Source organism: Hafnia sp. (genome assembly GCF_036648275.1).
Lineage (GTDB): Bacteria > Pseudomonadota > Gammaproteobacteria > Enterobacterales > Enterobacteriaceae > Hafnia > Hafnia alvei.
The window spans coordinates 60,083-82,158 of the sequence record NZ_JAVXIQ010000001.1 but is presented as its reverse complement, the minus strand read 5'-3'; the positions used below and the strand labels follow the sequence as shown (position 1 = coordinate 82,158).

Below are 22,076 nucleotides of genomic sequence, written 5' to 3'. Positions count from 1 at the left end.
TTTTACTCAATAAATTGGAAAATAGTAGCAAGAGAATCTTGCTAGCCATGAGGCGTAACAAAAAGATAGATTGTTTGAAAATTGAAAATATAAAAACAATTCCAATTATTATTTTATTAACTTAAAAATCAATTGTTCAATTTTCAACATATGATGCTTAACTGTGAATACCTGTTCTTTTTAATTCCTCGTCATTCGATTTTTCATGTACCCAATGGCTAAACTTCTGCAAACTACGTAAACCTCGCTTTCCTTCCTTATAGGTTAAAATAAAGTGGTTACCGGTGCTCATAGGTAAATCGCACGGGATCACCATATCGCCATTTTCAAGATCTTTATGAATTGCAAAACGCGGCAGCAGCGCAACGCCTAAATTGGAACGCACGGCAGAAATCAGCATAGAGAGCAGATCAAAGCGCGGCCCCATGCGCACCTGCGGGCTGCTCACGCCGGATAACGCAAACCAATCGTGCCATGAATCAAGCCGTGTAGTCTGATGTAACAACGTGAATTCATCCAGTAACTGGTCCGCGCGCATCACCTCTTTATCGTCACGCCATAGCATGCGGCTACACACCGGAACTAGCTCTTCTTCAAATAAATGTTCATTCTCCGCCCAAGGGCTACAGAAGTCTTCGCGCATAATCACGGCGTCATAGCGTAGATTTAAAAAATCAGCGGGTGTGGTCAGCGCAATTAAATTTAGCACTATCTCAGGATTATTTTCATGGAAGTCACTCAGGTTAGGAATAAGCCAGTGTGTGCTAAACGTTGGCGTGACCGCTAATTCCAAAATCTGTTGCGTAGATTGATAGGACATAATACTTTGCGTATCGCGTTCCATCTGCTCTAGTGTATCTCTGACGAGATCGAGATAATAACGGCCGGCATCGTTAAGAAAAATACGCTTGCGCACGTGATGGAATAAAGACACGTTAAGAAATTCTTCTAATGCGGTTATTTGACGAAATACCGCACTCTGCGTTAACGCTAATTTCTCTGCCGCACGCGTATAGCTTTCATACTGAGCCACGGCTTCAAACGTCACTAATAGATCGGTCTTAGGAATTTTACAGCGCATGTTGATACACCCATTAATTCATAATTAAAGAATCAGTTACGTAACGGCGACAGCGGCAAAGTAAAACCACTGCTCGTTTGCTGGCCCATATCGCAATACATGGCGCAGGCGGCGCTAATCACCGACATCGCCATCGCGGCGCCGCTGCCTTCACCCAAGCGCAGATCCAGATATAAATACGGAACCAGGTCGAGATGCTTCAGCGCCACCCCCGCCCCTTTTTCAGCCGAAAAATGAGAGGGAATGCAGTAATCTCGCACCTGTGGCGCCAGACGATACGCGGAAAGCGCAGACGCATAGGAGAGAAAACCATCCAGCACGACTGGCACTCCGGCAGCGGCGGCACCGAGGATCACGCCGGTCATACCCACCAGATCAAAACCACCGACTTTAGCCAGCACGTCAACGGCATCATTTGCATTCGGTTGATTAACATCGATTGCACGCCGCACAACGCTTTCTTTATGTGCCACTCGCGCCAAAGGAAGGTTCGCGCCGATACCGACTACGTCATGAGGATCGGTGTCGGTCAGCACGCTGATCATGGCCGACGCTGGCGTAGTATTAGCAATACCCAACTCGCCAACGCCAAAAATGGAAATCCCCTGCGCCACGCGCTCTTGCACCAGATTGGCGCTGGCAATCAACAGTTGTTGTGCCTGCGAGTAGCTCATCGCTGGCCCGCGAGCGATGTTTCCACAGCCGCGCGCCAGCTTCAGCGAACGTAGGTCGGCGATAGGGTCTGCATCAATACCAATATCAACAGGCAGCACGCGCGTATTACTATTTTTGGCCAGCGCACATACCCCGGTGAGCCCTTTTTGCATGTTTCGAGCCTGAATCGCCGTGACGTTTTTGGGCGTTACGGCAACCCCTTCCTCAAATACGCCGTGATCGGCGCACATCACGATAATCTCTTTGTTCAGATTGGCTAAATCAGTCATCCCCGACATGCCTGATAGCTGGATCGACAGTTGCTCTAAGCGCCCTAAACTTCCCGGTGGTTTGGCTAACGCATCCACATGTCCCGCAGCCTGCGCCATTTTTTCCCGATCTAAGGGGCGGATCCTTTGAATAATAGAGTCTAATGTGTTCATGCTTTTTCTCATTAAGGTGGTGCTAAACCCAAAGCAGTGCTAAAAGGAAAATCATTTCGCCCATCTCTTCTGCTGCGCCCAGCGTGTCTCCGGTTTGTCCACCGAGGTGATGGCGGAAATAACGCGCTAGCGCATAAATAGCTACGAAAGTGATGACCAGCGCCGCCAGCGCCTGACGACCGCCCAGTATTCCCACCAGCAAACAGCCGATGACTAACGTCGTTGCCGCCTCAAAACGCGATATTTTGCCGATATAGATGTTGCCCATTCCGTCGCCTTGGCGGGCATAGCGCTGCCCATACATCACCAGCACCATCGCGGTTCGCCCCGCCACGCAGGCGCAGCTCAAGAAACCGAATAATACCCACGGGGATAGCGGTGAAAGCGACACCACCGCCAGCGTTTTCGTTGCCACAGAGAAAATCAGCGCGAGGCCACCGTAGGTTCCGAGACGGCTATCTCGCATAATTTCCAACATCCGCTCGCGCTTGCGGGCAGAGAAAATGCCATCGCAGGTATCGGCTAATCCATCCAGATGAAAACCACCGGTCAGCAACGTCAATGCAAACACGTAGCCCAATGCACCAATATAGATACCTCCGCCCGACTGGCTGATAGCCAGCGAGACCCCAGCGGCCAGCACTCCCACCATCAGCCCTACGATGGGAAATGCTGGAACACCACGCCCGTATTGCTGAAAATCAGCCCCCTCGGCCCAGCGGCTTGGCACCGGCAGTCGGGTAATAAATTGCACCGTGGCCCAGAACATCGTCAGCGTCATTGGATATTGCTCCCGCGAGCCCGCCTCAATGTTGTGGTTCCTGATGCTGGCGCATCAAAGCGTAGATACGATCGATATCCAAATGCACGCGCATGTTGGATGCCAACGCGTCAAACTGCGTTTCTTTATGGCGCGTGTAATCGAAGTTTTCATCGTCTAGCGGTGCTAGATCTTTTTTCTGCCTCAGCTGATTGAGCAGAGATCGGGTGAACAGGTTTTGGTCAAACAGGCCATGCAAATAGCTGCCAGCTACGCTGCCGTCATGGTTTAGCGCGCCATCGAGCCACTCTTCCGCCTGACCATTCTTAACCTGCATATGGGCAAACGGGCGGGCCTTTTCACCCAGCGTTGAAACTCCCATGTGGATCTCATAACCCGTTAGAGGTTGATTACCGCACTGAGCCAACAGGCCGTTGAGGTGAGAGCCAGAAACGCCAGCCACCTGCGCGGTTTTTTTACTCGGTTCAAAACAGGTATCCACATCCAACAAACCTAATCCGCACATATGGCTTAGACCTGACTCCACTTCATCGAAAATCTGATTACCCAGCATTTGATAACCACCGCAGATCCCCATGACTGCGGTACCTGCTCCGTGGGCTTTTTTAATCGCGCGATCCAGCCTGCGCGCTCTTAACCAGCTCAGATCGCCGAGCGTATTTTTACTGCCTGGCAAAATAATCAGATCTGCGCCCATGATTTCCTGTGGATCGACTGCGTATCGCAGACGTACATCCGGCTGCACCGAGAGCGGATTAAAATCGGTGAAGTTGGCGATATGCGGAAACTGAATCACCACTACGTCCAGATCGGCTTCTTTGGCGGAGGAGTATTTTCCGACCTGCAATGCCACCCCGTCTTCATCCTCCAGATCCAGCGATAGCCAAGGCAAAACGCCGAGAACGGGAACCTGAGTCAGCGTTTCAATTTGCTTGAGTCCAGGGCGCAATAGCGTGATATCACCGCGAAATTTATTGATAATGACGCCAATGACCCGCGCCCTTTCTTCGGGTTTGAGCAACGCTAAGGTGCCATAGATAGAAGCGAATACCCCGCCGCGATCGATATCAGCCACCAGCAATACCGGTGCGCCAGCGGCCTCAGCCATGCCCATATTCACGATATCTCGATCGCGCAGATTAATTTCTGCCGGGCTGCCTGCACCTTCCAGCACCATGATGTCGGATTCGCTCGCCAGCTGTTGATAGACGGTTTTAATCTGCTGCTGTAGCTGGGATTTATAATGGTGGTATTCTGCGGCATCCATATGGCAGGCCACTTTTCCCATCACAATGACCTGCGCTTTATGATCGCTTGTCGGTTTGAGCAGTACCGGATTCATGCGCACATCGGGCGCAACTCCCGCCGCCTGAGCCTGAAAAATCTGCGCTCGCCCCATTTCATCGCCCTGCGCGGTGATCCCTGAATTCAACGCCATATTTTGTGATTTGAAAGGTTTACAGCGATAACCGTCCTGCATAAAAATACGGCAAAATCCAGCGACTAAAACACTTTTTCCTACGTCGGAGGCGGTGCCTTGAACCATCAGCGAAAGGCTCATTTCTCTTCTCCTTCCAGTGCCACAGTGCCGCGATCATTTCCTGATCGTTTTTGCATGACTTACCTCGAGAGATTGATGCGTGCTAAATTTATAAAGTCTATGTCCGTCGGTTAATATCGACTGACTGTACTATTATTTTACGGAAGAGCATTTGTTGCATTTTCTATACAAATAAAGATGAAAAAACCTATCAATTTAAAAATAAATTACACACGCTCGTAAAAATCACAGCGCTATTTATTGAAAAACAGTTATTGAATGACGGAATTTATTTACATTTTCGTAACCAGCAAGCTCGATAATTAAAATACACACTTTCATATCGGTAAACATAGCAATTCGTTTTTTTTGTGACCAGCTTCTTATTAATAAATAAAGTTCATTATTCAACACAAAAAATCAAATTTATAAAACAAAAACATAGCCAAGGACATTGCAGATCTAAATATCAAATATGTAAAGCGTTTACTTTGCACATGAAAAGCTAAAGATTAAATAAACCGTAAATAAAATAATTATTAACTTCAACGAGATATAAACAAAACACAAGAACGTCAAATAATATAAAGAGATCATTCCGTAAAATGATTAAATATTGCGAGCGCCGTCAAACATATATTTTTTCGAGTCATTAATAATAGCACCGCATCAGAAACCCCAATGAGAATTTATATAATAAAATTTATTTTACACTTACATAAATAGCGCTCACTTTTTTCAGCCATAATTTTCAGCCATAAAGGTTTGTCTAATGAGGAAAGGAAAAGTTTTACTAGTTGGAGCCGGGCCAGGAGATGCATCACTCATTACGGTTAAAGGTTTAATCGCTATTCGTGAAGCTCAAGTTATTGTCCACGATCGTTTGGTTAATCTTGATCTGATTGCGCAAGCCTCACCGAATTGCCAAATTATTAACGTTGGTAAAAAACCGAATAATCATCCGGTTCCTCAAGAGAACATCAACCAAATCCTCATTGATCATGCCTTAATGGGAAAAAACGTCGTTCGCCTAAAAGGGGGTGACCCCTATGTATTTGGCCGCGGCGGCGAGGAAGCAGAAAGCCTGGCGCAGTGCGGTATCCCTTTCGAGATTATTCCGGGGATTAGTTCCGCTATTGGCGGGCTGGCCTGTGCAGGCATTCCTGTCACTCATCGTGATTACGCCTCCAGTTTTCACGTGGTAACAGGACATATGTGCCAAGGCAACGAACCGCAAAATTGGCAGTTGCTGGCACAGCTGGAAGGCACGCTGATTGTCCTCATGGGTATGACCCGACAAGAGGAAATTTGCCAGCTGTTGATCGAGGCCGGTAAATCACCCGATACGCCTGCGGCGGCCGTTATGTATGCCAGCCAGCAAAAACAGCAGATGGCAAAAGGCACCTTAACCACGCTCAAGGATGAAATTCAGCGTAAAAATCTGCACGCGCCTGCGCTTCTGGTTATTGGTCACGTTGTTAATCTCAGCGAAATACTGTCATTTGCTTCCAGCCAGATTGATATCAGCCAAGAATTGTTGCTGCAGGCGATATAGCCGATGGAAAGCAGCGAAACTGACAAAAAATCTGTTTAGCCCAGCAGGCAGAGTGTTAACCATCGGTATCAATCAAGGTGTGATTTATGGCTGAAGCATCCTGTCCAGCTTCTTGTGGTGAACTGCTACAGGGATGGATGAATGGAGGGGAAAAGCTAATCTCCTGCCCTATCAACTGGTATAGCACCGTTTACGTTAATGAAGGGGAACCGAGCCCGCAAGAGCGCCCACGAATGCGGCAAATGCTTCAGCAGGTGTTGTCCTATTTTGGTGAATCCCCGCGTCTTGCCGAAAGTATGCGCATCGAATTTGATTCAACGATTCCGGTCGCAAAAGGCTTAGCCAGCAGCACCGCCGATATTGCCGCCACGGCAGTGGCTACCGCGCGATTGCTTAACCGTTCGTTAAGCGCCGAACAGCTGGCCGTACTTTGCGTCGCTATCGAACCCACGGACAGCACCATCTTTAAAAACCTTACGCTTTTTGACCATCAGACGGCACAAACCCAGCAGCATTTCCCGTGGCTGCCTACGCTGGATATTGTGTTGTTAGAAAGTCCGCAGCGCATCATCACCGAAGAGTTTCACCGTAGAGATCGCCAGTCGCTGTTACTTAATCAGGCCCAGAATTTAGAAAATGCCCTGATTCAATTTCACCTTGCAAACCATCGCCGCTGTTATTATCGCCTGGGTGAAGCGACTACGCTTAGCGCGATTGCCAGTGAGGCTTTGTTGCCTAAACCCGAATTTAACCAGCTGCGCGATCTGGTCGAACATTGGGGAATTTATGGTTTGAATGTGGCCCACAGCGGAAGCGTCGTTGGCTTACTCTGCGATCGACGTAAACATGATATCGACAAAATAGTCAGCGCCTTGCAGGAGCAAAAAATAACTCGCAGCTATCCGAGAATTCATGTCGTTAAAACCGTTGTCGGTGGCGTGCATTAGTGACGAATCCTAAATAGTCAATTAACGCATCTCATATACTTTTAAGATAAAACGCGCTGTTTAGATGGTATTTAGATTTTCGTTATATTTCGTTCTAAATGGCACACAATAATTACATTTAATTGCCAGCGTGAGTTGTATTTTTACGTTGGCAACATTACTTCTTTTTTTTAAAAAATAAAAATAACCAATAAATATGACCAAGGTCACAAATCAATAAACACTAAGTAGATCACAAATTAGAGATGAATTTATTCAACCTGTAAAAAGCCTTTATTTTTACCAAAATTTAATTTCATGCAACGATATGTTTTTTAAAGATTTTTAAATTAATTATCATTTGTAAACAATAAAACATCTATTTTTCAAGAACTCCTGACGAGATATCAATTGTGTTTAACTAGCGCAAAAAGCACATTGATATGAACAAATATTCAGCGATGTTTTTTTGAATTTTCATCGTCGCACTATCGCCAACACTTTATATGCAGCATGTCACAAAAATAACTTCTGGCCGGTTTTAATCATGATTTTGATCATGGCATTAACTTTCCAGTCATCAAGCTAAATATGGACCGTTATCTAAATAGAGGGCTTATTAACATGCAAAATCCAACAATTGTTATTGGCGTCATCGGTGCTGATTGCCATGCTGTTGGTAACAAAGTATTAGATCGCGTATTCACCATGCACGATTTTAACGTTATTAATCTCGGCGTGATGGTTAGCCAGGATGAGTATATTGACGCGGCTATTGAAACCGGTGCACAGGCTATCGTCGTTTCCTCTATTTATGGGCACGGTGAAGTGGACTGTATTGGCATGCGGGAAAACTGCATCGAGCGTGGTATCGGCGATATCTTGCTCTACGTGGGCGGTAATCTGGTTATCGGTAAACATGACTTTTGTGATATCGAGACCAAATTTAAAGGCATGGGGTTTAATCGCGTCTTTGCACCCGATACGGATCTGGAGCTGGTTTGCTCGCTGATGAGAAAAGACATTGAACCCGTTATGCAAAACGAACGCGTGGCAGAGGGCGTGCAATGATCAACGTCTCTATCGATATCGGCTCCACGTGGACGAAAGGAGCAGTGTTCGAGGTGGGAGATAATGACCATATTGAAGTCAAAAACTGCGCATTATCCCCAACGACACCGCACCATCTGGCTGAAGGATTTTTTACCGTTCTGAATAGAATCCTCAACGTTGACGATGCACGTCCTCTTTTGGAATCGGGAAAAATCAAGCTTGATTACTCCTCGTCGGCCAAAGGTGGGCTGGCCGTTGCCGCCATCGGTCTGGTGCCCAGCATCACGTTAGAATCGGCAAAGGTCACGGCGCATTCTGCCGGAGCAAAGGTTTCGCAGCATTTTGCTTATAACCTGAACAAAGCAGATCTGCGTGCTCTAGAAGCTACGCCACCCGATATTTTGCTGTTTACCGGAGGCACCGACGGCGGTGACTGTGCACATGGTTTAGCCAACGCCAAGCTGTTGGCCAAATCTAATCTCGACTGCGCCATTATTTATGCGGGTAATCGTGACCTGCAAGATGAGGTTCAAGATCTGCTCGGCGATAAAGATTTAACCATCGTCGATAACGTTTTACCGAGTCTGGATAACCCAAGTCCATTGGGTGCGCGCAGCGCTATTTGCGATATTTTCCTGCATAAAATCGTTAAGGGAAAAGGCTTAGACGTCATTGTTGAGCAGACCGGCGAAGAGCCGCTGCCGACCCCCTACTCCGTTTTCGAACTCGTGGAGCAGATCCGTCGCCATGTCGTGGGATGGGAAACCTTCATGCTGATCGATATGGGCGGCGCTACGACCGATATTTATTCAGCCAACCAGAACAGTCTGGCACCGGACACCGTGATGCATGGCCTGCCTGAACCTATCGTCAAGCGCACGGTAGAGGGCGATCTGGGGATGCGAGTATCGGCCATCACGGCGGGTGAAACTGGGGCGCCGCTGATTGCGCATTATTTTTCTCATCAAGAAAGCAAAATTGCGGCCTTTCATCACTACTTAAAACATCTGGTAGCGAATCCCGGCTATCTGCCGCGCACCGATGAAGAGCGCATCTTTGATCAATTGCTGGCGGGGATCTGTGTGGGTTACGCAGCTGAACGCCACGCGGGCAAAAAAGTACAGGTTTGCACCTGCGCCGGAAATGTCGACCTCCAAGTGGGCCGAGATCTCAATCCGATTAAAAAAGTGATCGGCACCGGTGGCTGGCTCTCACGCGCCAATGATTTCGATATTCACCACTGGTTGAAATATCGCGATCTGGACGATGACGGCAAACAAGTGCTGCTGCCAAGTCAGTTTGAATATTACCGAGATACACAGGGTTTACTTCCGCTACTCGCCAATGTCGCTCGTCGCTTTCCTAAAGCTGCCGCCCAGACTAGCGTTCAAATTTTGAACAAGTAAAAATTGGAGTCATGATGGAACTTCGAAACAAAAAAATTACGTTAGACGATTTTATGACCGAGCGTGCCAGTGTTTTACAAACTTGGCATACCGGCAAGGATGTTGAAAAATTTGAGGACTGCGTCAAATATCAGCAAACGATCCCTGAATCAAAAAACTTCGCCAAGGCACTGTTTGAAGCCGACAAGCAAGGTATCACGCTCAGCCAGCCACGTGCGGGGGTGGCGTTAATTGAAGAGCATATTGCGCTGCTTAAAACGCTGCAAAAAGACTGCGATCTGCTGCCAACCACCATTGATGCCTATACCCGTCTGAATCGTTATGAAGAAGCCGCCATCGGCATTCAGAAATCCATTGAAGCAGGAACCTCAAAGCTTAACGGCCTGCCAGTCGTCAACCACGGCGTAAAAGCCTGCCGTGGCATTACGGAGTCGCTCGACAAGCCACTTCAGATCCGTCACGGCACGCCCGACGCTCGTCTGTTAGCCGAGATCGCGATGGCCAGCGGGTTTACCAGCTACGAAGGTGGCGGTATCTCCTACAACATTCCTTATGCGAAACGCGTAACGCTGGAAAAATCCATCCGTGACTGGCAATACTGCGACCGTTTGATCGGCGTGTATGAAGAGCATGGCATTCGAATCAACCGCGAACCGTTCGGCCCATTAACCGGCACGCTGATCCCGCCGTTTGTTTCTCATGCGGTGGCCATCATTGAAGGGCTGCTCGCGCTGGAGCAAGGCGTTCGCTCTATTACCGTCGGCTACGGTCAGGTCGGCAACATCGTGCAAGACATTGCCGCCATTAAGTCGCTGCGCGATCTGTCTCATGAATATTTCCGTGCCAACGGCTATGAGAACTATGAACTGAGCACCGTTTTCCATCAGTGGATGGGCGGTTTCCCTGAAGATGAGTCACGCGCATTCGCAGTGATCTCTTGGGGTGCAGCGGTTGCCGGAATGGCTGGCGCAACCAAGGTGATTACCAAGAGTCCGCATGAGGCCTATGGCATTCCAACCGCAGAGGCCAACGGTCAAGGGCTGCGCGCCTCTAATCAGATGCTGAATATGGTCCGCGATCAGAAATTCCCACCGTGCCTAGAAGTCGATCGCGAAGTAGAACTTATCAAGCGTGAAGTGCGTGCCGTGATGAACAAAGTGCTGGAATTGGGCAACGGCGACATCGCAATCGGTACAGTACGCGCCTTTGAAGCCGGTGTGCTGGATGTACCGTTTGCGCCAGCAACTTGTAACTCAGGAAAAATGCTGCCGATCCGCGACAACAACGGGGCGATCCGCGTATTCGATCCGGGCTCTGTGCCGCTGCCTAAAGATGTCTTAACGCTGCACCACGATTTTGTTGCCGAACGCGCCAAGGAAGAAGGCCGCGAGCCCTCTTTCCAAATGATCATTGATGATATTAACGCTGTATCCCATAGCAAATTAATAGGAAGACCATAATGAAAATCAAACACGCACTCTTCACCGCCGGCAATTCATCCTTCTATTTTGACGATCAGCAGGCGATTAAAAATGGCGCTCAGTTGGATGGGTTTATCTATAAAGGGAAACCGGTTACGCCAGGATTTACTTCGATCCGTCAGGCCGGTGAATGCGTTTCTATCCAATTAATTTTAGAAAACGGCGCAGTGGCCGTGGGTGACTGTGCGGCGGTTCAATACTCTGGTGCAGGCGGTCGCGATCCGCTGTTTGTGGCGGCAAATTTTGTTCCTTTCTTGGAGAAACACATTAAGCCACTGCTTGAAGGCCGCAGCGTGGATGAATTTTTGCTCAACGCACGTTTCTTCGACGATGTAACTATTGAAGGCAAACAGCTGCATACGGCGATCCGCTATGGTCTGTCTCAGGCGTTACTGGACGCAACCGCGTTAGCCACCGGACGTTTAAAAGCCGAGGTGGTTTGTGACGAGTGGCATCTGCCGATTATCGCCAAATCGATTCCTCTGTTTGGTCAAAGCGGAGACGATCGCTATATCGCCGTAGATAAAATGATCGTGAAAGGCGTTGACGTACTGCCACACGGCTTGATTAACAACGTCGATGAAAAGCTGGGCCGCAACGGTGAGAAGCTGCGTGAGTATGTGAGCTGGTTGGCAAAACGCATTGCCGATCTGCGCGTCGATCCTAACTATAAACCGAATCTGCATATTGACGTTTACGGCACCATCGGTCTGATTTTCGATAAAGATCCGATCCGCTGCGCGGAGTATATCGCCAGCCTGCAAGAGCAAGCGGGCGATCTGGAGCTGTACATTGAAGGTCCGGTTGACGCCGGTAATAAACCCGATCAGATCCGACTGTTAACCGAGATCACCCACCATCTCAAAAAACTGGGCTCTAAGGTCAAAATCGTCGCTGACGAATGGTGCAATACCTATCAAGACATCATCGATTTTACCGACGCAGGCAGCTGCCATATGGTTCAGATTAAAACGCCGGACCTGGGCAGTATTCATAACATCGTCGACGCCGTTCTTTACTGTAATAAAAAAGGCATGGAAGCGTATCAGGGCGGTACCTGTAACGAAACCGACGTTAGCGCCCGCACCTGCGTGCACGTTGCCATCGCTTCACGCCCAATGCGTATGCTGATCAAGCCGGGTATGGGCTTTGATGAAGGGATGAATATCGTATTTAACGAGATGTCTCGTACTCTCGCTCAGTTGAATGCAAAGGCGAACTAACATGTCTAAAACGTTTAAGATCTTGTCGCCAACCGCCATTCTGGGATACGGGTTCCCAGAAGAAAGCTTTATGTTGGCGATGGAGGAATCTCCCGATTTGATCGCCGTTGACGCGGGTTCTTCCGATCCGGGTCCACATTATCTCGGCGCAGGCAAAGCCTTCACCGACCGCGCAGGGGTCAAGCGTGATTTGCGCTATATGATCAGCGCCGGTGTTCAGCACAATATTCCGGTGGTGATTGGCACCGCCGGGGGTTCCGGTGCCGAACCTCATCTGGAGTGGTGTCGCCAAATCATTCTTGAGATTGCCAAAGAAGAAGCGCTTGAGTTTACCATGGCGGTAATCCCTGCCGACGTGGATAAGGCGGTCGTTCACGCCGCGCTAGATGCGGGAAAAATTACCGCGCTGGATTTTGTTCCTGAACTGACCCACGAAGCCATCGATGCAACCACTTATATTGTGGCGCAAATGGGTATCGAGCCGTTCCAAGAAGCGCTGGCGGCGGGTGCTCAGGTGGTGTTAGGTGGTCGAGCCTACGATCCCGCCTGCTTTGCGGCGCTGCCTATCATGCAGGGATTCGATGAAGGTTTGGCACTGCACTGCGGCAAAATACTGGAGTGTGCGGCGATTGCTGCCACGCCGGGATCAGGCTCCGATTGCGCGATGGGCATTCTGGACGAAAGCGGTTTCACCCTGAAAGCGTTTAACAAAAAGCGTCAGTTTACTGAGACGTCTGCGGCAGCGCATACGCTCTATGAGAAATCCGACCCTTATTTCTTGCCGGGGCCTGGCGGGGTATTGAACCTGAAAGCCTGTCAGTTTAAGGATGCCGGAAATGGCCAAGTCCGCGTAACCGGTTCGGTGCATGAAGAAACGCCTTACACCGTGAAACTGGAAGGCGCTCGCCCAGTGGGCTATCGCACGCTCAGTATTGCGGGAACCCGCGATCCGATCATGATTGCCAACATTGACGATATCTTGCTGGAAGTGCGTCAGAGCGTTGAGAAGAACCTCAGTATCGCTCCTGATGCCGTGAAGCTGAATTTCCAGCTTTATGGCAAAAATGGCGTTATGGGTAAGATGGAGCCAGAACCCAATACCACCTCTTATGAATTGGGAATTTTACTCGACGTCGTCGCGCCGACTCAGGCGATGGCCGATAGCATTTGTTCTCTTGCCCGCTCTACCCTGTTGCATTATGGCTATACAGGCCGAATTGCAACAGCGGGTAATTTAGCATTCCCATTCTCTCCGTCAGATATTAAAGGCGGCGTGGTGTATGAATTCTCCATTTATCATTTAATGGAATATACCCCTGAGATTAAATTTAAGTTCCGTTTAGAAAACGTGACGCCTGAAGGAGCGATCGCATGAAAAAATCAATCCTAGACTTGGCTCATGTGGTCAGGTCTAAAAATGCGGGTCCTTATGAATTAGTGTTAGATATTTTGTTTAAGGATAAACAAATATATTCCCACATCAAAGAATCAGGACAATTTAAAAAAGAGCTGATTGCTCAGATTTATAAAATAGATCCAAAATCAGTTCACCGCATTGTGTGGTTTGACCCCGCGAATGCCGTTAAGGTGGTGATGCCTCGCGCCATTGTGTCTGGTTCCGTAGGCGATACCGATGTTTATGGCGCTCAGCAGCACGCACCGTTGTTAAAACTCGAATTCGCTGTTTAGTTTTTAAATATCAAAATGAAACATACGGTGCGAAGCGCTCCGTCGTTCGCTGTGCTTTGCACCGTTCTAACCTGAAAGTACTGTTTTTCTTTACGGCATTTTTAGCACCATCACTTTACGACACAACTTTGCACCATGACTTGGCAATAAAGAGGAAATATTTAATACACAAATATGCCGTGGGTAAAAATTTCATTCAATGAAGCACAACATCAGCTCCGTTATTAAATAACGTTAGAGAAATGATACTACCCTACTTATAAATGGAATCATTATGAAATCGAAAAACCTAACCACAATGATCATATTGGGTCTGATAATAGGTGTTATTGCTGGTTTTTTAATAAACGAGTTCTGTAGCCAAGAATTCGCCAAGTCTTACGCCTCCGAGATCTCTATTTTTACTGATATTTTCCTGCGTTTAATCAAAATGATTATTGCACCGTTAATCATTTCAACGCTGGTGGTCGGGATCGCGAAAATGGGCGATGCCAAAACTTTAGGGCGTGTTTTTTCTAAAACGCTATTTTTGTTCATCTGCGCTGCGTTCATTTCCATTTTGCTGGGGCTGGTCGTAGTAAATCTGTTGCGACCTGGCGATGGTATCAACTTTGTCGCAGCGGGCGCAGGTGCCGTTGACGGCATTGAACCGGTGCCGTTCTCGGCGAAAGTGTTCATTGCTCATGCAATCCCAACCAGTATCGTTGACGCGATGGCGCGCAATGAAATTCTGCAGATCGTGGTGTTCTCTATCTTTATGGGGATCAGCCTTTCCGCCATTGGCGATAAAGCCAAGCCGATCGTATCCGTGTTGGATTCGTTAGCTCATCTGATGCTGAAACTTACTGGCTACGTGATGCTTTTCGCACCTCTGACCGTATTCGCCGCCATCTCCGCGATGATCTCAGAACGTGGTCTTGGGGTATTGGTGAGCGCCGGGATCTTCATGGGCGAGTTTTACTTCACGCTGGCAGGCCTGTGGGTGATTCTAATTGGCTGTTCAGTATTGCTGATAGGTCGCTGTACCCTGCGACTGATTAAAGGTATTTCTGAACCAGCCCTACTCGCATTTACGACATCAAGTTCAGAAGCGGCCTTCCCAGGTACGTTAGAAGCGCTAGAAAAATTTGGCGTCAGCAACAAAATTGCCAGCTTCGTCTTGCCGATTGGGTATTCATTTAACCTAGTTGGCTCGATGGCCTACTGCTCGTTTGCCGTTATCTTTATTGCCCAAGCCTGCAATATTCATCTTGGGATGGGCGAACAAATTACCATGCTGCTGATTTTAATGCTGACATCCAAAGGCATGGCGGGTGTTCCAAGAGCCTCGTTGGTGGTTATTGCCGCCACGCTAAGCCAGTTTAATATTCCTGAAGCAGGCTTGATTCTGCTGATGGGCGTCGATCCTTTCCTTGATATGGGTCGTTCAGCCACTAACGTGATGAGTAACGCCGTGGGTGCTGCGCTGGTGGGTCGTTGGGAAGGTGAGCATTACGGTGAAGGCTGCCGAGGAACCGCTAGGTGCCTAGATAGCATGGTGGATGATAACGAACCTTCAGAGCAATTCATCATTGAAGCAGAAGCCAAATAATATTTCGTTTGTCATCGTTTTTTATCCCTCGGGAGACATGCCGCTGTGCATGTTTCCCTTTTCCTGCTTTACCGCTTCACGCTAGGAAACCGTTATGAAAACGAAAGTTATCTCCGCTTTTTTTATCATCGTGTGTTTGATGGGAAATACCTGTGCAAAAACTGCCCCGAACACGGACTATTCAACCCTAGTGCAGGATGCCTACACGCAGTTTAAAAATGATAAACGTGGCGATGTGGCGGATTACATTCCCGCCTTAGCGAAATATAGCCCTGATAATTACGCTATCGTTATCGCCACCGTTGATGGGCAGATATTTTCCGCAGGCAATAAAGACGCACTTTTTCCTCTCGAATCGCTCACCAAAGTATTCACTCTGGCGCTGGTGATGGAGCAACAAGGGCAAAAGCAGACGCTGAATAAGCTCGGTGCAAATGCAACCGGGCTTCCTTTTAATTCAGGTTTAGCCGTTGAACTGCGCCCAGAGCGTCCACAAAATCCGCTGGTGAATGCGGGAGCCATCAGCTCGGTGAGTTTGCTTAACGCCAAGAACCCTGACGCAAAATGGGAGCAGATTATCGGCAATCTGAATGCCTTTGCCGATAACCAGCTGCACGTTAACCAAGAGGTTTATCAATCTGAATCTGAAACCAATCAGCATAATCAGGCGCTGGCCTTGCTGATGCAGTCGTACGGTAGGCTGTATAGCAATCCGCGCGAAGCCGTGGATCTTTATACCCGCCAATGCTCCGTGAATGCCTCAACGCTCGACTTAGCTAAGATGGGCGCTACGCTTGCCAATCATGGACAGTCGCCTTATAGCGGTAAGCGTCTTATCGCTGAAGAGAACGTGCCAAAGATTCTGGCTGAAATGGCAATTGCGGGGCTATACGACGGTTCAGGCCAGTGGCTGTATAACGTGGGGATCCCTGCTAAAAGTGGCGTAGGCGGTGGGATTTTTGCCGTTGTACCGGGGAAATATGCGATTGCGGTCTATTCACCGCCGCTGGATAAAGAAGGAAACAGCGTGCGCGCGCAGGAAGCTATTGAATATATTGCTCATGCAACGCAGGCGAATGTGTTTCGCTGAGGAGCTTTCCCTCATGAAACAGCACATCTGGGGTTAGCAAAATACCAAAGCAAAAAGGCCACGCTTAAAAGCGTGGCCTTCGAATTTTGGCGGAGGAGTAGAGATTCGAACTCTAGGAGCTGTTACACTCGACGGTTTTCAAGACCGCTGCCTTAAACCACTCAGCCACTCCTCCGCAACGGGACGAACTATAACGGCACAGGAATTTCTTGTAAAGCACGAGAATGTTCGAATGCTGATAAAATCACCAATTATTAGTTTGTTTGTTTTATTTTTCAGCGCACTGATGAAAACATCAACGCTATTGCGCCTTTCTTTTAGATAGTTTCCCTCGGTAATCAAAGTAAAGAAGGGTAAAACGCCTTTCGTGCGCGCGCGCTCCTCTCTATTATTTTGCTCTAGATCAATAATTTTCCGATCGATTCATTACACAAGAGAAAAATTCTATGGACCGTATTGTTGTTTCCAGCTCATCTTCGCGCGACTCTCTGCTGAGCACGCATAAAGTGTTGCGCAATACTTATTTTCTGCTGGCACTGACGCTGGCGTTCTCCGCATTAACCGCCACGGCTAGCACGGTGCTGATGTTGCCTGCTCCGGGTCTGCTGTTGATGCTGGTTGGTTTCTATGGCCTGATGTTCTTAACCTATCGTTTGGCCGATCGCCCTGCCGGTATTTTGGCGGTGTTCGCGCTGACCGGATTCATGGGGTATACCCTTGGACCGATTTTAAGCTCCTTTATCGCAAGCGGTGCGGGCGATCTGATTATGCTGGCGCTGGGCGGTACTGCGGCGGTGTTCTTCTGCTGTTCGGCCTACGTGCTGACCACGCGCAAAGATATGTCGTTCCTTTCTGGGATGATGATGGCAGGCTTCGTTATTTTGCTGGTTGCCGTGATTGCCAATCTGTTCTTACAGATCCCTGCGTTATCGCTGGCGATTAGCGCGCTGTTTATTCTGTTCTCTACGGGTGCCATCCTGTGGGAAACCAGCAACATTATTCATGGCGGCGAAACCAACTACATCCGCGCCACCGTTGGCCTGTATGTATCCCTGTATAACCTGTTCATCAGCCTGTTGAGCATTTTGGGTTTCGCACGCAGTAACTAATTCAGCCCAGCTGAATATGTAGCACGGTTTTACCCAATAAAATGTGCCCCGCCAAAAGCGGGGCTTTCTTGTTTCTGAACGGTACGTTTAAACGGTACTTCCCCCTCCCTTGTTGCTCATTTTGCCGCGCTGCCGCTCCTTGAGTTACAATAGCCGCTGATTTGTCGATAAGAGATACATTCCCAATGTTAGAATTTGCTGGCCGCCAGATTGAGACGGATGCGCAGGGTTACTTACTGAACAGTAGCGATTGGAGCGAAGAGCTGGTGCCTTTGCTGGCGATGGAAGAAGGTATTGAGCTAAGCGAAGCCCACTGGGAAGTGGTGCGTTTTGTGCGTGAGTTCTATATGGAGTTCAATACGTCTCCGGCCATTCGCATGCTGGTAAAAGCCATGACACAGAAATATGGCGAGGAGAAAGGAAATAGCCGCTATCTATATCGCCTATTTCCTAAGGGCCCAGCGAAACAAGCCACCAAGCTTGCGGGTTTGCCAAAACCGGTGAAATGCATTTAATCAGTATTTGATTTTAAACTGGCTGAAATTCTGTAGCGAACGCGGTTCTGTGAGTACCTGATCGACTCGGGCACCGCGTGGACCGCCCTGCTTTATCCACTCAATCAGTTGCTCTACCGCGTCAGCCTCGCCTTCCGCCACCACTTCCACTCGCCCATCATCCATGTTGTAGGCATAGCCAGTAAGATTGAGCGCCCGCGCCTGACGCTGCGTGTTATAGCGAAAGCCGACACCTTGAACGCTGCCTGCAACATAAGCCGCCGTACTGACTTTTGACATATTGCCTCCCTAAGCTCCGAATGATTTGGGTATTTGCTTTTCTTGTCCCATAACCGGACAATGTCGCACCTTATTTGTCTGATTCATCATAGATCATAGAAAACTAACATGACCGCACGTTTATTTCTTGCCAAAGGACGCGAAAAGTCCTTACTCCGCCGCCATCCATGGGTATTCTCCGGTGCAGTGACCCGCGTTGAGGGTAATGCTGCTTCAGGTGAAACCATCGACGTTTGCGATTTTCAGGGAAAATGGCTGGCCCGTGCCGCTTTTTCGCCTCAGTCTCAAATCCGTGCGCGTGTTTGGACATTTGATCAGCAGGAAGCCGTGGATCGTGACTTTTTCATCAATCGTCTGCAAACCGCTCAGCAATGGCGTACGTGGCTGGCCGAGCGTGATGATTTAACAGGTTATCGCCTGATCGCCGGTGAGTCTGATGGTATGCCGGGCATTACCATTGACCGATTCCAAAACTTCATCGTCCTGCAATTACTTTCGGCAGGCGCTGAATACCAGCGTGCTAATCTGTTAGCCGCGCTGCAGCATTGCTATCCAGAGTGCTCTATTTACGATCGTTCCGACGTTGCGGTGCGTAAAAAAGAAGGCTTACCGCTGGCACAAGGTTTAGTGCTGGGCGACGAACCACCAGCCTTATTGCCTATCCGTGAACACGGCATGCAGATTTTGGTTGATATCAAAGAAGGCCATAAAACCGGCTTTTATCTCGATCAGCGCGACAGCCGACTCGCCGCGCGTCGTTTTTCAGCCAACGCAAAAGTGCTGAACTGCTTCTCTTACACCGGTGCATTTGCCGTATCCGCGCTGATGGGCGGCTGTGAGCACGTGATCAGCGTAGACACCTCGCAGGCGGCCTTAGACGTGGCGCGCCAAAACGTCGAGCTCAACCAGCTAGATTTGAGCAAAGCTGAATTCGTCCGTGACGACGTTTTCCAACTGCTGCGCAAATACCGCGATGAAGGCCGTAAATTTGACCTTATCATCATGGACCCGCCGAAGTTTGTAGAAAACAAAAGTCAGCTGGCGGGTGCGTGCCGTGGCTATAAAGATATCAATATGTTGGCAATGAACTTGCTGAACAGCGGCGGCATCTTGCTGAGCTTCTCTTGCTCAGGGCTCATGCCAATCGAATTGTTCCAGAAAATTTTAGCCGACGCCGCCATAGATGCTGGACGTGATGTACAATTTATAGAGCAGTATCGTCAGGCGGCCGACCATCCGGTTATCGCGTCTTACCCTGAAGGTCTGTATCTGAAAGGCTTTGCTTGCCGTGTAGTCGGTTAATCAAAAAGCGATTGTCGCTGCTATGAACGGTTTCAGAGCAGCGCCAAATACCATGGATAAGGTTGAAACGTTCGTCTCCGCCCACATATTTATAGGTAAACCCTGTTTGAGCGACCCGCAATGACAGGGGAAAGAGCAACGGTTTCTCAGGAGGTCATTATGATTACCAGCAAATTTGGCATCGGACAGCAGGTACGCCACAAACTGTTAGGCTCATTGGGCGTGGTGGTAGATATTGACCCTGAATATTCACTCGAAGTCGCACCAGACGCCGACGAGCTAGCCGCAAATGAACATTTGCGTCATATGCCGTGGTATCACGTTGTGATGGAGAATGATGATGGCGAAGCGGTACATACCTATTTGGCTGAAGCGCAGCTTGATGGTGAAAACAGCGATGCCCATCCTGAACAGCCATCTATGGATGATTTGGCCGAATCAATCCGCCATCAGCTACAAGCACCACGGCTGAGAAACTAACGTTCTGATTTTTCTCTTTAAAAAGCCCAGAATTCTGGGCTTTTTTGTTTTTGCCTTACGCCTTTTCTAATCCAAAGCGTGGAATATCAATTTTAGGGCAGCGATCCATCACAACCTGTAATCCGGCCTCTGTCGCCAACTGTTCAGCCTGTTCGTTGATGACCCCAAGCTGTAGCCACAGCACTTTAGCGTTAATAGCAATCGCCTCCTCTGCTACGCCATAGGCTGCGTCTGAATTCCGAAATACGTCAACCATATCAACCGGGTGTGGTATTTCAGCCAAGGTTGCATACACTTTTTGGCCTAGCAGGTTTTGCCCTGCCAATTTTGGGCTAACGGGCGTAACCTGATAGCCCTGCTCTAGCAGATAAGCCATTACCCCATAACTTGCGCGATGTGGCTTATCGCTCGCACCGACTAACGCGATGTGCTTTACCTGTTGCAGAATGGATTTAATCTGTTGTTCGGTCATGCTGGCTCCATAAATGGCAAATACAAAGAGTGAGCGAAACGAGTCATTCTTATCACTATGCTTAGCCTAAGTGAGTCGTGGTTGTGGCTCTATACCCAAAATAATTCAAGTTGCTTGAAGGCGGCAAACCTGTGAATCCTCAAGAGCTTACTTAAGTAAGTGACTGGGGTAAACAGGTGCAGCCAACGCGTAAGCAGCTTGAAGTATGACGGGTATATTTGATATTAATCGGCTAACATGTAAGTAATTATGAATAACAAAATACTTTGACACACCATGCCGGCTACTGAACAATGTCCTTCGCACAGTCTATAGTTGAGGGTTTCATGAGATATCGCGTTTTACAGACAGGTGCGTTGCTATTTTTGCTCAGCCAGTCCGTTTTTGCTACTACCTTAAAGTTTAGCTCAGAAGTCGAACTTCTGGCCGTCGATGGTCAGCCGCTACCTAGTGCCCTATTTAAAAGCGCCGATAGTTTGGAACTCAACGGCGGTGTTCATCAAATATTGTTCCGCGTGGAGAAAATGGTTCCTCCTGCGGGGCAGCACCAACGGATGTTCACCTCGGTACCTTTAGTCGTGGTATTTGACGTACGTGACTACACCTCAATCAGCATTAAAATTCCCAAGCTGCTTAACGAACATGACGTTCGCGCGTTTGAGAAAAGCCTCAGCTTCGATTTGTTGAATAACCGTGGTAATCCGGTGGAATATAAATCCGATGTTTTGCATATCAGCCAGCCGCTATTAGCAAACTATGAGCAGGCTATGCAGCGCTATAACCTCTCCGATGCCTCAGCCGCTCTGCCTGCACTGGTTAAAAAAACACAAAAATGATGAATTAATCGTCAGGCAGCCAAATTTTTTGCGTCTAGTCTGATTATGGTGAGCGAGCTTATTGTATTGTGTGTGAATTCATATGATTGGCTAAAGGTCTAGACATGGAACTCACCACCCGCACTATTGCTAAGAAAAAACACATCGCGCTTGTTGCTCACGATCACTGTAAACAAGCGCTGCTGAGCTGGGTGCAAGCAAACCGCGACCAGCTGGCACAGCATCAGCTTTCTGCTACCGGCACCACGGGTAACCTTATCCAGCGCGCGACCGGCATTCCCGTCAATAGCATGCTGAGTGGCCCAATGGGTGGCGATCAGCAGGTGGGGTCTCTGATTTCGGAAGGGAAAATCGACATGCTGATTTTCTTCTGGGATCCTCTTAATGCGGTTCCGCACGACCCTGACGTCAAAGCATTGCTGCGCTTGGCGACGGTCTGGAATATTCCCGTCGCGAATAACCGTTCTACGGCCGACTTCCTGATTAGCTCTCCGATGTTTAAAGAAGAAGTCGAGATCGCGATCCCCGACTATCAGCGCTACTTAGCCGAGCGTTTGAAGTAAATCTGGG

22 protein-coding genes and 1 tRNA gene are annotated in these 22,076 nt (G+C 48.6%); 16 read left to right on the top strand and 7 right to left on the bottom strand.

Annotated features, from left to right (window positions below; all coding sequences use genetic code 11):
* Positions 1–157 precede the first annotated feature (157 nt).
* The 4 genes from RSC70_RS00430 to RSC70_RS00415 are packed head-to-tail and all read right to left on the bottom strand — an operon-like array spanning position 158 to position 4,520.
* Positions 158–1,081 carry a LysR family transcriptional regulator gene (locus RSC70_RS00430; RefSeq protein ID WP_025802722.1) on the bottom strand — a complete coding sequence of 308 codons (924 nt, stop codon included), beginning with the start codon at positions 1,079–1,081 and terminating at the stop codon, positions 158–160.
* 32 nt (positions 1,082–1,113) lie between these two features.
* Positions 1,114–2,178, bottom strand: coding sequence for a nicotinate-nucleotide--dimethylbenzimidazole phosphoribosyltransferase (gene cobT / locus RSC70_RS00425; RefSeq protein WP_332541281.1), 1,065 nt, complete (start codon positions 2,176–2,178; stop codon positions 1,114–1,116).
* A gap of 22 nt (positions 2,179–2,200) precedes the next feature.
* Positions 2,201–2,959, bottom strand: coding sequence for an adenosylcobinamide-GDP ribazoletransferase (gene cobS / locus RSC70_RS00420; protein WP_332541280.1), 759 nt, complete (start codon positions 2,957–2,959; stop codon positions 2,201–2,203).
* 25 nt (positions 2,960–2,984) lie between these two features.
* Complete coding sequence (locus tag RSC70_RS00415; RefSeq protein WP_282814738.1) at positions 2,985–4,520, bottom strand: cobyric acid synthase; 1,536 nt, start codon at positions 4,518–4,520, stop codon at positions 2,985–2,987.
* A 751-nt stretch (positions 4,521–5,271) separates the two neighbouring features.
* On the opposite strand from RSC70_RS00415, the gene cobA reads away from it, so the two are divergent.
* From cobA to glsA, 10 genes are all read left to right on the top strand, one after another.
* Positions 5,272–6,054, top strand: coding sequence for a uroporphyrinogen-III C-methyltransferase (gene cobA / locus RSC70_RS00410; RefSeq protein WP_130934052.1), 783 nt, complete (start codon positions 5,272–5,274; stop codon positions 6,052–6,054).
* An 86-nt stretch (positions 6,055–6,140) separates the two neighbouring features.
* A complete protein-coding gene (locus RSC70_RS00405; RefSeq protein WP_130934053.1) occupies positions 6,141–7,001 on the top strand; it encodes a GHMP family kinase ATP-binding protein in 861 nt (286 codons plus the stop codon).
* Positions 7,002–7,604: 603 nt separating this feature from the next.
* Positions 7,605–8,051, top strand: coding sequence for a methylaspartate mutase subunit S (gene glmS / locus RSC70_RS00400; RefSeq protein ID WP_025802711.1), 447 nt, complete (start codon positions 7,605–7,607; stop codon positions 8,049–8,051).
* A complete protein-coding gene (gene glmL / locus RSC70_RS00395; protein ID WP_025802709.1) occupies positions 8,048–9,439 on the top strand; it encodes a methylaspartate mutase accessory protein GlmL in 1,392 nt (463 codons plus the stop codon). The genes glmS and glmL overlap by 4 nt, the downstream gene beginning before the upstream one ends.
* A gap of 14 nt (positions 9,440–9,453) precedes the next feature.
* Positions 9,454–10,899 carry a methylaspartate mutase subunit E gene (locus tag RSC70_RS00390; RefSeq protein ID WP_040045945.1) on the top strand — a complete coding sequence of 482 codons (1,446 nt, stop codon included), beginning with the start codon at positions 9,454–9,456 and terminating at the stop codon, positions 10,897–10,899.
* A complete protein-coding gene (locus RSC70_RS00385; protein WP_063587422.1) occupies positions 10,899–12,143 on the top strand; it encodes a methylaspartate ammonia-lyase in 1,245 nt (414 codons plus the stop codon). The genes RSC70_RS00390 and RSC70_RS00385 overlap by 1 nt, the downstream gene beginning before the upstream one ends.
* Position 12,144: 1 nt before the next feature.
* Complete coding sequence (locus RSC70_RS00380; protein ID WP_282806732.1) at positions 12,145–13,518, top strand: acyclic terpene utilization AtuA family protein; 1,374 nt, start codon at positions 12,145–12,147, stop codon at positions 13,516–13,518.
* Positions 13,515–13,832 carry a DUF4387 domain-containing protein gene (locus tag RSC70_RS00375; protein WP_130997754.1) on the top strand — a complete coding sequence of 106 codons (318 nt, stop codon included), beginning with the start codon at positions 13,515–13,517 and terminating at the stop codon, positions 13,830–13,832. Before RSC70_RS00380 ends, RSC70_RS00375 begins: the two co-directional genes overlap by 4 nt.
* 274 nt (positions 13,833–14,106) lie before the next feature.
* The gene (locus tag RSC70_RS00370) at positions 14,107–15,423 is read left to right on the top strand and encodes a dicarboxylate/amino acid:cation symporter (protein WP_040045941.1); all 1,317 of its coding nucleotides are present in this window, start codon (positions 14,107–14,109) and stop codon (positions 15,421–15,423) included.
* 94 nt (positions 15,424–15,517) lie between these two features.
* Positions 15,518–16,513 (top strand): glutaminase A, encoded by a 996-nt coding sequence (gene glsA / locus RSC70_RS00365; RefSeq protein WP_418910014.1) that lies wholly within the window; start codon positions 15,518–15,520, stop codon positions 16,511–16,513.
* 87 nt (positions 16,514–16,600) lie between these two features.
* Here the strand turns inward: glsA and RSC70_RS00360 are convergent.
* Positions 16,601–16,688 (bottom strand) — tRNA-Ser (locus RSC70_RS00360).
* A 271-nt stretch (positions 16,689–16,959) separates the two neighbouring features.
* Here RSC70_RS00360 and yccA point away from each other — a divergent pair.
* Complete coding sequence (gene yccA, locus RSC70_RS00355) at positions 16,960–17,622, top strand: FtsH protease modulator YccA (RefSeq protein WP_008813056.1); 663 nt, start codon at positions 16,960–16,962, stop codon at positions 17,620–17,622.
* A 185-nt stretch (positions 17,623–17,807) separates the two neighbouring features.
* A complete protein-coding gene (gene tusE / locus RSC70_RS00350) occupies positions 17,808–18,137 on the top strand; it encodes a sulfurtransferase TusE (protein ID WP_046457935.1) in 330 nt (109 codons plus the stop codon).
* Here the strand turns inward: tusE and yccX are convergent, their stop codons facing one another.
* On the bottom strand, positions 18,138–18,416 hold the full coding sequence (gene yccX, locus RSC70_RS00345) for an acylphosphatase (protein WP_234618973.1): 279 nt from the start codon (positions 18,414–18,416) through the stop codon (positions 18,138–18,140).
* Positions 18,417–18,524: 108 nt separating this feature from the next.
* Between yccX and rlmI the strand changes: the two genes are divergently transcribed.
* A complete protein-coding gene (gene rlmI / locus RSC70_RS00340) occupies positions 18,525–19,718 on the top strand; it encodes a 23S rRNA (cytosine(1962)-C(5))-methyltransferase RlmI (protein WP_040045938.1) in 1,194 nt (397 codons plus the stop codon).
* A gap of 159 nt (positions 19,719–19,877) precedes the next feature.
* Positions 19,878–20,198, top strand: a complete 321-nt coding sequence (gene hspQ / locus RSC70_RS00335; RefSeq protein WP_025801019.1) for a heat shock protein HspQ — start codon at positions 19,878–19,880, stop codon at positions 20,196–20,198.
* A 55-nt stretch (positions 20,199–20,253) separates the two neighbouring features.
* Here hspQ and RSC70_RS00330 read toward each other — a convergent pair whose 3' ends face one another.
* Positions 20,254–20,670 carry a CoA-binding protein gene (locus tag RSC70_RS00330; protein ID WP_103009395.1) on the bottom strand — a complete coding sequence of 139 codons (417 nt, stop codon included), beginning with the start codon at positions 20,668–20,670 and terminating at the stop codon, positions 20,254–20,256.
* Positions 20,671–20,996: 326 nt separating this feature from the next.
* Here RSC70_RS00330 and RSC70_RS00325 point away from each other — a divergent pair, with 326 nt between their 5' ends.
* Together RSC70_RS00325 and RSC70_RS00320 are read left to right on the top strand one after the other, a co-directional pair.
* Entirely contained in the window at positions 20,997–21,506 is a 510-nt protein-coding gene (locus RSC70_RS00325) for a YccT family protein (RefSeq protein ID WP_040045936.1), read from the top strand.
* Between the two features lie 104 nt (positions 21,507–21,610).
* Positions 21,611–22,069 carry a methylglyoxal synthase gene (locus tag RSC70_RS00320; protein ID WP_025801016.1) on the top strand — a complete coding sequence of 153 codons (459 nt, stop codon included), beginning with the start codon at positions 21,611–21,613 and terminating at the stop codon, positions 22,067–22,069.
* Positions 22,070–22,076: the final 7 nt, after the last annotated feature.